Raw genomic sequence first — 13,341 nt, 5'->3', positions numbered from 1 at the left:
GAGGGTATTGGGCATCAGACCTGAAGAAATCAGCACTTTGATTAAAAGTCAAATTGAGCAATATAAAGCCGATATCGAAGTTGCCGAAATCGGCACCGTCATTCAAGTCGGCGACGGTATCGCCCGTGTCTACGGATTGGAGAATGCAATGTCCGGCGAGCTGCTGGAGTTCTCTAATGGTGTAGTGGGTATGGCACTTAACCTTGAAGAAAGCAACGTAGGTGTTGTTATTCTTGGTGAGTACACTGAAATTCGTGAAGGCGATCAAGTAAAGCGTACGGGTAAGATTATGCAGGTTCCTGTAGGCGAAGCCCTTCTGGGTCGTGTTGTGAACGCACTGGGTCAACCACTTGACGGCAAAGGCCCTATCGAAACGACTGAATTCCGTCCTGTAGAGAGCAGTGCTCCTGGTGTTATCGACCGTAAATCCGTACATGAGCCGATGCAAACTGGTCTTAAAGCGATTGATGCCATGGTGCCAATCGGACGCGGACAGCGCGAATTGATTATCGGTGACCGTCAGACGGGTAAAACGGCGATTGCTATTGATGCGATCATCAACCAAAAAGGCAACGGTATGAAATGTATCTACGTTGCGATTGGTCAAAAACAATCCACAGTAGCACAGGTTGTAGAAACCCTTCGTCGTCATGGCGCTTTGGAATATACAATCGTTGTAACTGCATCAGCTTCTGAGCCGTCTCCATTGTTGTTCCTTGCACCATATGCGGGTTGCGCTATGGGTGAATACTTCATGTATAAAGGCGAGCACGTCCTGATCATTTATGATGACCTTTCGAAGCAAGCTTCTGCTTACCGCGAATTGTCCCTGCTGCTTCGCCGTCCACCGGGTCGTGAAGCTTTCCCTGGTGACGTGTTCTACTTGCACTCCCGTCTTTTGGAGCGTGCAGCTAAACTTAGCGATGCCCTTGGTGGTGGTTCATTAACCGCTCTACCATTCATCGAAACACAAGCCTCTGACGTATCGGCTTACATTCCAACGAACGTAATTTCGATTACAGATGGTCAAATATTCCTAGAATCCGACCTTTTCTACTCCGGTCAACGTCCTGCGATTAACGTAGGTATCTCCGTATCGCGTGTAGGTGGCTCGGCGCAGATTAAAGCTATGAAGAAGGTTGCCGGCTCCCTCCGTTTGGATCTTGCCCAATACCGTGAGCTTCAGGCGTTCTCCCAGTTTGGTTCCGATCTCGATAAATCTACGCAGGCCCGTCTTAACCGCGGTGCTCGTATGATGGAGATTCTGAAGCAAGGCGTTAACCAGCCGTTGTCTGTTGAGCATCAAGTAGTCAGCTTGTACACTGCGGTTAAAGGCCATTTGGATGATATCCCTGTGAAAGATGTAAGACGCTTTGAAAAGGAATTTCTGGCGTTTGTTGAAAGCAGCGCATCTGAAATTTTCCAATCGATCACAGATACGAAGGATTTGACAGCTGATAACGAAGCTGCTCTGAAAGCTGCGATTGAGAAGTTCAAAAGAGGCTTTGCTACTAGCTAATACAGGTAACTTACGAAGTGAGTTTTGATATACATCAAAGCTAAGAGAATGCTTACGAAGTCAGCTTTGACTTCGTCAAAGCCTAAGAGAATGCTTACGAAGTCAGCTTTGACTTCGTCAAAGCCCAGAGAACGCTTACGAAGTCAGCTTTGACTTCGTCAAAGCCCAGAGAACGCTTACGAAGTCAGCTTTGACTTCGTCAAAGCTTTAAGGTGGTGAAATCATGGCAAGAAGCATGCGTGATATTAAACGTCAAATTAAGAGCGTTCAAAACACCAAGCAGATCACAAAAGCAATGGAGATGGTAGCTGCCTCCAAGCTGAGAAAAGCACAGGAGAAAGCGGAAGCCGCCCGTCCTTACTCGCAGAAGCTGAAAGAGGTAGTAACTAGCATTGCTACCGGTACGCAAGGTATCCAGCATCCCATGCTGGTCAGCCGTCCTGTGAAAAGAACAGGCTATCTTATCGTTACCTCTGACCGAGGCCTCGCTGGAGGATATAACGCCAACATTCTGCGTAAAGTGACGATGCTTATCGCGGAGCGGCACAAATCCAAAGACGAGTACGATTTGTTCGTTATCGGTCGTAAAGGCCGTGACTTTTTGCGACGCCGTGAATATCCGATTGTGGAAGAAGTAACCGAGCTTTCGGATGCGCCGAAGTTTGCCGACATCAAGTCGATTGCATACTCGGCGGTACAACAGTTTGAATCGGGCGGATTTGACGAGTTGTACATTTGCTACAACCGTTTCGTCAACGCGATTACCCAGGTGCCAACCGTAGACCGTCTGCTTCCGATGGATCAAGTAGCAGCTCCGGAGCATCAGGAAGTAAAAGCGAGCTACGAATACGAGCCTTCACCGGAAGGTGTATTGGAAGTTCTGCTTCCCAAGTACGCTGAAACTCTAATTTATAGCGCAATTTTGGATGGCAAAGCCAGTGAGCTGGGTGCAAAGATGACAGCGATGGGCAGTGCAACGAAGAACGCATCGAAAATGATCGGAGAACTTACACTTACGTATAACCGTGCACGTCAAGCGGCGATTACGCAGGAAATTACCGAGATCGTGGCCGGAGCGAACGCGCAGTCTTAATAGATAAGAAAAGTTAAGCGGAGTGCTTATCTTTGCCTTATTTTTTACAAGAAACGGGTGCCGACCAGGCGGGTGCGCAGCATCGCTTACGTCAGGATCATAAGGTCCTAACGGGACGGTCGGCACAGTCGTTTCTTCTTATGTACCAGCTTTCGAGGAGGGAAACAAAGATGAACAAAGGACGCGTTGTAAGCATAATGGGTGCGATTGTTGATATTGAATTTGAACGCGGTCAGCTGCCCGAGATATTCAACGCTATCAAAATTGAAACCAGCTTGGAAAATGGCCGCAAGATTGATTTAACACTTGAGGTTTCCAATCATCTGGGGGATAACTTGGTACGTTGTATTGCCATGTCTACCACAGATGGACTAGTTCGCGGACTAGAAGCGAATGACCTTGGAGGACCTATTTCGGTTCCTGTAGGCGAAGCAACTCTCGGCCGGGTATTTAACGTACTTGGTAATCCGATTGATAATGCGGGTGAAGTTCTTGCCACAGAGAGAAACCCTATTCACCGTCTAGCTCCAACGTTTGATGAACTGTCAACACAAGCGGAGATTCTGGAAACGGGAATTAAAGTTATCGATCTGCTTGCACCTTACGCTAAAGGCGGTAAAGTTGGCCTCTTCGGCGGTGCCGGCGTAGGTAAAACAGTAACCATTCAAGAGTTGATCAATAACATCGCTCAAGAGCACGGGGGTATCTCCGTATTCGCCGGTGTTGGTGAACGTACTCGTGAAGGTAATGACTTGTACCATGAAATGACCGACTCCGGCGTTATCAAGAAAACGGCGATGGTGTTCGGACAAATGAATGAGCCGCCGGGCGCGCGCTTGCGTGTAGCTCTAACGGGTCTGACCATGGCGGAGTATTTCCGTGATGTCGAAGGCCGCGATACGCTGCTCTTCATCGATAATATATTCCGCTTTACCCAAGCGGGTTCTGAAGTATCTGCATTGCTCGGACGTATGCCTTCCGCGGTAGGTTACCAACCAACGCTGGCTACTGAAATGGGTCAATTGCAGGAGCGTATTACTTCTACCAAAAAGGGTTCTGTTACTTCCATTCAAGCGATCTACGTACCAGCGGATGACTACACTGACCCCGCTCCGGCAACGGCGTTTGCCCACTTGGACGCAACAACTAACCTTGAACGTAAAATCTCCGAAAAAGGTATCTTCCCAGCCGTAGATCCGCTTGCATCAAGCTCACGTTTGCTTGCTCCGGAAATTGTAGGGGAAGAGCATTACAACGTGGCACAAGGCGTTAAGCAGTTGCTACAGCGTTATACCGAGCTTCAGGACATTATTGCCATTCTTGGTATGGATGAGTTGAGTGAGGATGATAAGATTATCGTAGCTCGTGCACGTAAGGTTGAACGCTTCTTGTCGCAGCCTTTCCACGTGGCAGAGCAGTTCACTGGCTTCAAAGGCAAATACGTGCCGATCAAAGAAACTGTACGCAGCTTCAAGGAAATTCTGGATGGCAAACATGATGATCTTCCAGAAGTAGCATTCCTTTTTGTGGGTACGATTGAAGAAGCAGTTGAAAAAGCAAAATCGATGTAACCCTGAGCTCAGGTGATGCTTTCGAAGCGAGCTTTAATTTGTAAAGCTTTGGAATGATGTTTTCGAAGCGAGCTCTACTCGTAAGGCTTTGTGATAATGCTTTCGATGCGAGCTTTACTTTGTAAAGCTAGGCTGATGCTTTCGATGCGAGCTTTACTTCGTAAAGCTTATAGGAGGAATGGAAGTGAATACCTTTTTATTGGAAATTGTCACTCCGGAGCGTCTCGTCTACTCCAAGCAGGTTAATAGCTTGACAGTACGGGGAGTCGAAGGTGAGTTGGGCATTTTACCGGGACACATTCCGCTTGTAACTCCACTTCAGGTTGCTCCGTTGTCCGTTAAATCGGACGGTGTTACGATCACGATCGCTGTTCATGGCGGATTCGTCGAAGTGCATAAAGATAAGGTGACAGTGCTGGCTGAAAGTGCCGAGCTCCCTGTTGATATCGATATTGAGCGTGCCGAAGCTGCTAAAGAACGGGCTCAACGCCGTCTTCAGGCTCGGAGTAAACAGGATGATATCGATCACCGCCGTGCCGAGCTTGCGCTGCAACGTGCTGTTACACGGATCAAAGTGTCCACAGGAAAAGGACAACAATAGTGGTGAAAAGCGGTCAAGCCTCTGGCTTGACCGCTTTTTTTAAAACAACCTGATTCTTAAGAACTACCTTATTCAGAACGTATGTACGGCATGAAAATTAGAACCTATGAATTTTACAAAAGTACTGGATTCTTTTGCCCTTGACAAGTATGATATAAGAGTCGATTTCCGAGTAAGCTACATACGGAGGTTTAAGATGGATGATATGTTGTCCGATGCGTTAACTAATGCAGCTGGAACCAGCGGATTAGTGTCAATGATTGTATCTTTACTCTGTGTTGTGTTATCTTGGTGGGCATTGCAGAACCTTAAGCTCGATTTGTTCATAAGATATCCCAAGAGCCCACAAGGGCGGCTGCTGCATTTGTTGTTAGCCATAGTCCTAGGTCATTTCGTCGCAGGATTCATTCTGGATTATCTGAACTGGAGTGGCCAAATCCGCTACATGTTTTAACGGCGGACGGTTCGGTTATAAATGTCATAGGTCTTTTGCGAAAAACCACAGAATAATAACAATTTATTATGTCAACACTGAAATTTAAGGATTCTTCTCGAAAAATGAGATGGAATGAAACGAAATGACAACCTGTAGCATTTGACTTTTTAATTTATTTTAATCAAGAAATAATGGGCGCGGAGGGAACCAAAATGAGTAAATTTATCGTCCGCGGTGGCAACAGATTGACCGGGAGCGTGAAAGTAAGCGGCGCAAAAAATTCCGTACTACCAATCATAGCCGCCTCTCTATTGGCTGAAGAAGGAGTAAGCGTGATTGTGGATGCACCTCCACTTGATGATGTTATGACAATTAGTAAGGTCTTGGAATTTCTGGGTGCAGAGGTTACATACAAGAACGATATCATTCAGGTGGATGCCAGAAACTTATCTTCTTGTGAAGCACCTTACGAATGGGTGCGCAAAATGCGGGCTTCATTTTTGGTAATGGGTCCTCTGTTATCTAGATATGGCCGCACAAGAATATCCCTACCGGGTGGTTGTGCGATTGGAACACGTCCCATTGATCAGCATCTAAAGGGTTTTGAGGCACTTGGTGCAGAAATTAGTCTCGGCCAAGGGTACATTGAAGCGAAAAGCAACGGTCGATTACGCGGCGCCAAGATATACTTGGATGTAGCAAGTGTAGGTGCGACCGAAAATATAATGATGGCGGCTACTCTGGCAGAAGGTGTGACCGTTATCGAAAATGCAGCAAAAGAGCCGGAAATTGTCGATTTGGCGAACTACCTGAACGGCATGGGCGGTATCGTGCGCGGTGCGGGAACAGGCGTTATCCGTATTGAAGGCGTTGAGCGTCTCCATGGTGTTAAACATCATGTAATTCCAGACCGTATCGAAGCAGGCACATACATGGCAGCAGCAGCTATTACAGGTGGAGACGTGTATGTTGAGGGTGCAATTGCGGATCATTTAGGACCGGTTATTTCCAAGATGGAAGAAATGGGAGTTACCATTATTCCTGATGAGAACGGGATACGGGTAATCAGCGATAAGCCGTTAAAGGCTGTCGATTTGAAAACTCTGCCGTACCCAGGCTTCCCGACAGATATGCAATCGCAAATGATGGCTTTGCTTCTGCACTCCGAAGGTACGAGTGTCGTAACGGAAACGGTATTTGAGAATCGCTTTATGCATGTTGACGAGTTCCACAATATGAATGCTGAGATCAAGATCGAAGGACGTTCTGCGATTGTTACGGGGAATGCACGTTTGGTTGGTGCAAAAGTATGCGCTACTGACCTTCGTGCAGGTGCAGCACTGATCCTTGCAGGTCTTGTTGCTGAGGGCACTACAGAAGTAAGCGGCACACATCATATCGACCGCGGTTACGTTCATTTAGCGGAGAAGCTGTCCGGTCTAGGCGCGGATATCTGGCGGATTACGAAGGATGAGCCAGCCGTACAGACAGCGAGAGAAGAAGCTGTGAAGGTAGAATCCGTTAGGATCGAATCGCATAAAAGCGAAGAGGTCAAGCAACGCTTCCAAGTTCAACCTACCTGGGTGTAATACTAGCTCATCTAAAGACCCCTCTGCAGTTTTTATTGCAGAGGGGTCTTTTTGTATATTAATCGATGCATTAGCCCATTTTAGATAAAGAAGAGTTCACAGTTCGATAGTGCAGAATCCCGCACATTATACGACAATTTGTCGTATAGAGCACTCTGAAGCGAGTTGAATCCTGCACTTTGTACAACAATTAGGCGTATGTGGTACCTGTAGCGAGTGAATTCCTGCACTTTGTACAACAATTAGGCGTATTTGGCACCTGAAGCGGATGAATTCCTGTACTTTGTACAGCAATTAGGCGTATGTGGTACCTGTAACGGATGAATTCCTGCACTTTGTACAACAATTATGCGTATGTGGTACCTGGAGCGGGTGAATTCCTGCACTTTGTACAACAATTAGGCGTATATGGTACCTGAAGCGAGTGAATTCCTGCACTTTGTACAACAATTAGGCGTATGTGGTACCTGAAGCGGATGAATTCCTGCACTTTGTACAACAATTCGCTGTCTGACCCACATTATATTTATAACTGGTTGTGAGTTTTACTTTACCTTTTTAGATTAGCTACATTTATCTACCGTTTAACTACCGTTTCTTTCAATCTGTCTATTCTCCCCTTGTTTATGCCCGACGATTCAGCTCTATCCCTATCTGTTCAATTCAGTTCGTTATTGAGAGTTAGGTCACACTGGAAATCAGTGATAAAATCAACTCCATAGCAACTCTCTTTCTCTCATATGTCGTTCTAGCAGTGTTCTGATTTTCATATCTATAAGAAATCAGGAGTGACATTGGAAGGAGCCATAGAGATGAAAGATTTACGTAATTGGCGGCGACGCAAAATGACACCGCGGTGGTTCCGTACACGTCGCGGCACCTTACGGCGGGGCAACACGCGGCTCCGCCGCCTGGCACCCGCCGCTTGGCTTGCAGCCCCGCTGCTGGCGGCGTTGCTGCTGCCGCTGGCAGTGATCCCTCTACATCGGGATCACAACGTTCCGGCCGTGCCGGAGGCCACGGCCCAGCCGGCTGCGCCGGAACTCCCGGCGGCGGATGCCCCGCAGCCGGAGGTCTCCGTCTATTTGTCGCGCAGCGGACAAATCGAAAGCCTGCCGCTGGAGGACTACGTCACCGGCGTCATTGCGGCCGAAATGCCGGCGGACTTTGAGCTCGAAGCGCTCAAAGCCCAGGCCGTCGCGGCCCGCACCTTTATCTTGCGTCGCCTTGTGGCCGGCGACGTCAGTGGCGTGCCCGTTCCGGGCGCGAATGTAACCGATACGATCAGCCATCAGGCTTACGTATCGAAGGACACGCTGGAGCAGCAGTGGGAGCGCGGCGGCAAGAGCGCCGCACTGGCCAAGCTTCGCCGCGCGGTCAAAGAGACGCGCGGGGTGATCATGACCTACAAAGGCAAGCCGATTACGGCGTCCTTTTTCGCCTCCAGTGGAGGATATACAGAGAACTCGGAGGACTACTGGAGTGCGGCTGTTCCTTATCTGCGCAGTGTGGCAAGTCCCTGGGAGAAAGAAATCACACCCAATTTTAAAGTTACCTATACGTTCAGCACTGCGGAACTGCTGTCCAAACTGGGAGTCAGTACAGCATCTACCAAAGACTCTATTCCAGTATCCGTAGAGTCTTCTGAGCGGGTAAAGACGCAATCTCTGTCTGCTTCGTCCGGGAGCTCTCCACTTTTAAAAATATTATCCATGACTACCGGGCATCATATTAAAGAGATTTCAATCGGAGGCGTAATATTTACGGGTCGGGAAGTGCGGGAGAAACTCCAATTAAGATCTACCCAGTTTACCTGGAGTATTCACGGCACCCAAATCGAGATTACCACTTACGGGAATGGACATAGTGTCGGCATGAGTCAATGGGGAGCGAACGGAATGGCGAGAGAAGGTAAGACGGCTACTCAAATTCTCAAACACTACTATAGTGGAGTTTCTTTCAACCAAGTCTCAACTCTTCTGAAAAAATAACTTACAAGATACGTATAAAACTCAATAGCGCGGTAACAATGGTTATTGAGGTGATAGATTATGAATGAACAAAACAAAAACAAACCAAACCATGAAGAGTCTCTCAAAAAATCACAGGGAGAATCGGGCGCAAAGCCTTCTTCATGGAACAGACTGTTATCTAAACGGTGGGTATTCCCGGCAGTCTACACAGCGGCAGCGGCAATTATACTAACCTTGGTGTGGGTCTATCAGGATGCAGGCCAAAAGCCGCTGACTGGGGACACCGCCGCCGTTGTACAACAACAGGAGACAGGCGCCTCTGCTGGCACAAATAATGCTGTGAGCGGAGATCCCGAAGCGGTTGAGGTTGTTGCCAATACCGAAGATATGGTCTGGCCGGTGAGTAATCCGGCTGAAGTGAAAGTCGTCAAGCCGTTTTATGATGTGAACGGAACCGAACAGAATCACGAAGAGGCTATGGTGCAGTTCAATAACACCTTTGTGCCGAATGCCGGAATTGATATTGCCCGTGAGGATAAACAGGTCTTTGATGTCAAAGCTGCGCTTAGCGGTGAAGTTACAAGAGTAGAGGATGTCCCTGTGATGGGTACAATTATTGAAATTACCCACCCGGGTAACGTCAAGACTGTATATCAGAGTGTGGGAGAACCCAAAGTTAAGCAAGGCGATGATGTGAAGCAGGGGGATCTGCTGGCAACAGCAGGCCGTAATGAGATTGAGAAAAGTCTCGGCAATCATGTACACTTTGAGGTGTACGAGGATGGCGCGGTTATGAATCCTTCGGAAATACTTCCGCAACAATAAATACGTGACTAAAGGCAGGGGACAGGGGACTATAGTCCCCTGTCTTTTTTAATTATTTAAAATGAAAAATGCTTGTGGTTAGCCCTTTTAAGAGTTGTCCACCAAATAAAATGAGCCTCCCTAAGCTTGTCATGTCCTGAAAGCGCGAATATATAGGCCCGCCCCTCATATAATGTACCAAACTATCCACAGTTGGGAGGCGGGAGCGTGCACGATTACATCAAGGAACGTACGATCAAAATCGGACGCTGCATCGTGGAAACCAGGCACACGGTCCGAACCATAGCCAAGGAATTTGGCGTTTCAAAGAGTACAGTGCATAAAGACTTGACCGAGCGTCTACCGGAGATTAACCCTGATCTGGCTGATCAAGTGAAGCACATTCTCGAATATCACAAATCGATTCGTCATCTGCGGGGGGGAGAAGCAACAAAAATAAAATATAAAAAAACAACAGGAAAAAAGCGTGAAGTTGCTGTAGCGTCTAAGTCATAACATTTTCGCATTTTTAAGGAATAATTCAGTTATAATACATTGTGCCTATCCCCTAAAGTATGGTATTTTTAAATTTAGTACTATCTACCTTTATTTCTGTCGAAAATAACACTTTGGGGGCTCTTTCACTATGTTTAGCAAGGATATCGGAATCGATCTCGGCACGGCCAATGTGCTTATTCATGTCAAAGGGAGGGGAGTCGTTCTGAATGAACCTTCCGTGGTCACGCTTGAAAGTGATACGAAGAGAGTTCTTGCGGTGGGAGAGCAGGCACGTCGTATGGTTGGACGTACACCTGGGAATATCGTAACGATCCGTCCGCTTAGGGATGGCGTTATCGCTGATTTTGAAATTACTGAAATGATGTTGAAGTATTTCATCGATCGAGTAGGTGGCCGTACCTGGTATTCACGTCCCCGCATTCTGATCTGCGCTCCTACGAATATTACATCCGTAGAACAGAAATCTATCCGTGAAGCCGCGGAGCGCAGCGGGGCGAAGGAAGTATTCATGGAAGAAGAGCCCAAAGCCGCTGCTATCGGAGCGGGTATGGATATTTATCAACCAAGCGGGAATATGGTCGTCGATATTGGCGGCGGAACGACGGATGTAGCCGTGCTTTCTATGGGCGACGTCGTTACCGCCTCTTCGATTAAAGTTGCAGGGGACAAGTTCGACGAAGCCATTTTAAAATATATTAAGCAAAAATATAAATTATTGATCGGGGAACGTACAGCAGAGGATATCAAGCTGACCATTGGAACGGTGCACCCTAGCGGAATGAAAGGTGAGATGGATATTCGCGGTCGTGATATGGTAAGCGGACTGCCTCGGACTCTCTCTATTTCCTCTAGCGAAGTTAAGGAAGCGTTGTGGGATCCGGTCTCATCCATAGTAGCTGCGGCTAAATCCGTACTGGAAAGAACCCCGCCTGAACTTTCAGCCGATATTATTGACCGTGGTGTTATTTTAACCGGCGGTGGTGCGCTGCTGAATGGATTGGACGAGCTGCTAGCCCACGAGCTGCGTGTTCCGGTGTGGGTGGCAGAAGACCCGATGCATTGTGTGGTTAAAGGTACAGGTATTATGCTGGATCATTTGGATAAAGTCATTAAGAAAAAATTCTAAGCGGCCGATATATAAGTTAGAAGCTTAGGAAGGGGACTGCCTTCATGTTAAGAGGACTTTATACAGCAGCTGCCGGTATGGTTACGCAGCAGCGCAGACATGATACAGCTACACAAAATATCGCCAATTTGAATACAACAGGCTACAAGCAGGTAGATAGTGTCAGTCATGCTTTTCCGGATGTTCTAATCGCAGCCATGCATAACGGTACTACCAAGAATATCGGGCGTTTGAATACTGGTGTGTTTGCCGAGCAATCCGTATCCCAGTTTTTACAGGGAGATCTTATTGAAAGCGGTAAAACTGTTGATTTTGCATTATCTACTGATTTGCAGATCATGGATCCTGCTACCAATAAGCCTATGATTTTTGACGGCTCGGGTAAGCATATCAGTGCTGAAGGGGAAGTTACCTATAAACCCCAGGCTTTTTTTACAGTGCAGGATAATGAGGGTAATAATTTATATACACGTAATGGTAAATTTTCAGTAAGTCCGACTGGTGAAGTACTTAGTGTTGGGGGGTTCAAAGTACTTGACGGAAACAGCCAGCCATTGGTGCTTAACGGCCCTGAGGATCGACTCAAGGTGGACGGGCAGGGCTATTTAATAGATAATAATACTGGGCTAAGATCAAATAGCAGAATCGGCATTAGTGTCATTACCAAGCCAATGGATTTAGTGCGTGACGGAAACGGTGTATTCCATGCAGAGGACCCAGAGGCTGCGCAGATTCGTTTCGCTGATGCCAATGATAATATGCAAGTGCGTCAGGGCTATCTGGAGAATTCCAACGTAGATGCTACTCAGGTAACCGTAGATATGAATGCTGCATTCCGAGCGTATGAAGCTAACCAGAAGGTTATTCAATATTATGACTCAAGTCTGCAGAAGGCTGTAAATGATGTTGGCAGAGTATAGAAGGAGGTTAACCCATGAACAACTCGACAATCGGCGCATCTGTCTCTTTGTCCAGTCTGCAACAGCGACTTGATATTATTGCCGATAACATCGCCAATCTTAATACCAACGGCTATAAGAGTAAGGAAGGTTCCTTCGAAGATGTACTAACTCGCGTGCAGCAGCAATCCGATGACTATAAATTGCCTGGACGCAGTATGCCATTGGGCTTTAATATTGGGTTTGGGGTTCGTGTGCCTTCGATTACGAATAACTGGGAAGAGGGTACGCTCAAACAAACAGGCATCCCTACGGATTTATCGCTGCAGGGCAACGGTCTGTTTGGTGTTCAGGTCAATGGGGGTATAGCTTATACACGTCAAGGGGATTTTCATTTTACTCCGGACCCCGCTAACGCTGAAAATATGCTTTTGGTTGATAATACCGGAAACACTGTTCTGAATACGGACAAAAAACCGGTCACAGTCCCAGTTGGCATGAACGTGGCTATCGATGAGACAGGTCAAATATTGATAAAGAAAAACGAGAATGATCCTGCTGTATCAGCGGGGAGAATAATGATTGTTGAACCGTCAAGCAGGGATTCCCTGCAAGCGGTAGACGGAAACTTCTATGTGTTGGCGGATGGTGTTACGGAGCAACAAGCGTTTGTCCAAAGAGCCGCAGGTGAAGCAACCGATGTTGGGGTACGGTCTGGGTGGCTGGAGCAATCAAACGTTGACTTAAGCAAGGAAATGACGGAAATGATGCAGATTCAGCGCACCTATCAGCTGGCAGCTAAGGCGTTATCCTCCAGCGACCAGATGCAAGGTCTGGCTAATAACATGCGCGGGTAGGTGAAGCAATTGAATAAGGAAGAGGTCGGCCAAGAAGAACCTAGACAGCCGGTAAAGCGCAGGATTCCGGTATGGGGAATTATTCAGGTGTTTCTGATTCCTATACTGCTTGTAGCTGCACTTGGAGTCGGATTGGCTGTGGGATACGTAATATTGGGTAAGAAGGAACTAGCAGATGTGTTCGAGTGGAGCACATGGAAGCATGTATATGATCTGGTTTTTGCTCCATAAGTATAGTTTTTGGACTCCCTTGTTATACAGGGGAGTTTTCTTTTTTATACGGAAAAATGTATAATGAGGGGGGTCTAAAGAATGTAAAAAAGGGCCCTCTCCGCCATGCTGCACTTAAGCGGT

The 13,341-nt window shown here is 47.3% G+C and carries 13 protein-coding genes; all 13 read left to right on the top strand.

Annotated features, from left to right (window positions below):
- Nucleotides 1-7: 7 nt before the first annotated feature.
- Complete coding sequence (gene atpA / locus J2T20_RS02680; protein ID WP_307585328.1) at nucleotides 8-1,519, top strand: F0F1 ATP synthase subunit alpha; 1,512 nt, start codon at nucleotides 8-10, stop codon at nucleotides 1,517-1,519.
- 223 nt (nucleotides 1,520-1,742) lie between these two features.
- The gene (gene atpG, locus J2T20_RS02675; protein ID WP_307585326.1) at nucleotides 1,743-2,612 is read left to right on the top strand and encodes an ATP synthase F1 subunit gamma; all 870 of its coding nucleotides are present in this window, start codon (nucleotides 1,743-1,745) and stop codon (nucleotides 2,610-2,612) included.
- A gap of 170 nt (nucleotides 2,613-2,782) precedes the next feature.
- The gene (atpD, locus tag J2T20_RS02670) at nucleotides 2,783-4,183 is read left to right on the top strand and encodes a F0F1 ATP synthase subunit beta (RefSeq protein WP_307585324.1); all 1,401 of its coding nucleotides are present in this window, start codon (nucleotides 2,783-2,785) and stop codon (nucleotides 4,181-4,183) included.
- A gap of 184 nt (nucleotides 4,184-4,367) precedes the next feature.
- Nucleotides 4,368-4,784, top strand: coding sequence for a F0F1 ATP synthase subunit epsilon (locus J2T20_RS02665; RefSeq protein ID WP_307585322.1), 417 nt, complete (start codon nucleotides 4,368-4,370; stop codon nucleotides 4,782-4,784).
- A 196-nt stretch (nucleotides 4,785-4,980) separates the two neighbouring features.
- A complete protein-coding gene (locus J2T20_RS02660; protein ID WP_307585320.1) occupies nucleotides 4,981-5,238 on the top strand; it encodes a DUF1146 family protein in 258 nt (85 codons plus the stop codon).
- 194 nt (nucleotides 5,239-5,432) lie between these two features.
- Complete coding sequence (gene murA / locus J2T20_RS02655) at nucleotides 5,433-6,809, top strand: UDP-N-acetylglucosamine 1-carboxyvinyltransferase (protein ID WP_307585318.1); 1,377 nt, start codon at nucleotides 5,433-5,435, stop codon at nucleotides 6,807-6,809.
- 1,007 nt (nucleotides 6,810-7,816) lie between these two features.
- Nucleotides 7,817-8,800 (top strand): stage II sporulation protein D, encoded by a 984-nt coding sequence (gene spoIID / locus J2T20_RS02650; RefSeq protein WP_307585316.1) that lies wholly within the window; start codon nucleotides 7,817-7,819, stop codon nucleotides 8,798-8,800.
- Between the two features lie 60 nt (nucleotides 8,801-8,860).
- Nucleotides 8,861-9,607, top strand: coding sequence for a M23 family metallopeptidase (locus J2T20_RS02645; protein WP_307585314.1), 747 nt, complete (start codon nucleotides 8,861-8,863; stop codon nucleotides 9,605-9,607).
- A 207-nt stretch (nucleotides 9,608-9,814) separates the two neighbouring features.
- Nucleotides 9,815-10,102 (top strand): sporulation transcriptional regulator SpoIIID, encoded by a 288-nt coding sequence (gene spoIIID, locus J2T20_RS02640; protein WP_307585313.1) that lies wholly within the window; start codon nucleotides 9,815-9,817, stop codon nucleotides 10,100-10,102.
- A 130-nt stretch (nucleotides 10,103-10,232) separates the two neighbouring features.
- Nucleotides 10,233-11,231, top strand: a complete 999-nt coding sequence (locus J2T20_RS02635) for a rod shape-determining protein (protein WP_307585312.1) — start codon at nucleotides 10,233-10,235, stop codon at nucleotides 11,229-11,231.
- Between the two features lie 44 nt (nucleotides 11,232-11,275).
- Nucleotides 11,276-12,151 (top strand): flagellar hook-basal body protein, encoded by an 876-nt coding sequence (locus tag J2T20_RS02630; RefSeq protein WP_307585310.1) that lies wholly within the window; start codon nucleotides 11,276-11,278, stop codon nucleotides 12,149-12,151.
- Nucleotides 12,152-12,165: 14 nt separating this feature from the next.
- Nucleotides 12,166-12,987 (top strand): flagellar hook-basal body protein, encoded by an 822-nt coding sequence (locus tag J2T20_RS02625; RefSeq protein WP_307585308.1) that lies wholly within the window; start codon nucleotides 12,166-12,168, stop codon nucleotides 12,985-12,987.
- 9 nt (nucleotides 12,988-12,996) lie between these two features.
- The gene (locus J2T20_RS02620; protein ID WP_307585306.1) at nucleotides 12,997-13,218 is read left to right on the top strand and encodes a DNA-directed RNA polymerase subunit beta; all 222 of its coding nucleotides are present in this window, start codon (nucleotides 12,997-12,999) and stop codon (nucleotides 13,216-13,218) included.
- The last annotated feature ends 123 nt before the right edge of the window (nucleotides 13,219-13,341 follow it).

Origin of the sequence: Paenibacillus wynnii (genome assembly GCF_030812855.1) — a bacterium.
Taxonomy (GTDB): domain Bacteria; phylum Bacillota; class Bacilli; order Paenibacillales; family Paenibacillaceae; genus Paenibacillus_AQ; species Paenibacillus_AQ wynnii_A.
The sequence above is the reverse complement of the archived record's forward strand: the minus strand, read 5'-3'. Positions and strand labels throughout refer to the sequence as shown.

Coding starts and splice junctions, on each gene's coding strand:
- atpD (WP_307585324.1), top strand. CDS start 2,783: ATGAACAAAGGACGCGTTGTAAGCATAATGGGTGCGATTGTTGATATT.
- J2T20_RS02625 (WP_307585308.1), top strand. CDS start 12,166: ATGAACAACTCGACAATCGGCGCATCTGTCTCTTTGTCCAGTCTGCAA.
- atpG (WP_307585326.1), top strand. CDS start 1,743: ATGGCAAGAAGCATGCGTGATATTAAACGTCAAATTAAGAGCGTTCAA.
- J2T20_RS02635 (WP_307585312.1), top strand. CDS start 10,233: ATGTTTAGCAAGGATATCGGAATCGATCTCGGCACGGCCAATGTGCTT.
- murA (WP_307585318.1), top strand. CDS start 5,433: ATGAGTAAATTTATCGTCCGCGGTGGCAACAGATTGACCGGGAGCGTG.
- J2T20_RS02630 (WP_307585310.1), top strand. CDS start 11,276: ATGTTAAGAGGACTTTATACAGCAGCTGCCGGTATGGTTACGCAGCAG.
- J2T20_RS02645 (WP_307585314.1), top strand. CDS start 8,861: ATGAATGAACAAAACAAAAACAAACCAAACCATGAAGAGTCTCTCAAA.
- J2T20_RS02660 (WP_307585320.1), top strand. CDS start 4,981: ATGGATGATATGTTGTCCGATGCGTTAACTAATGCAGCTGGAACCAGC.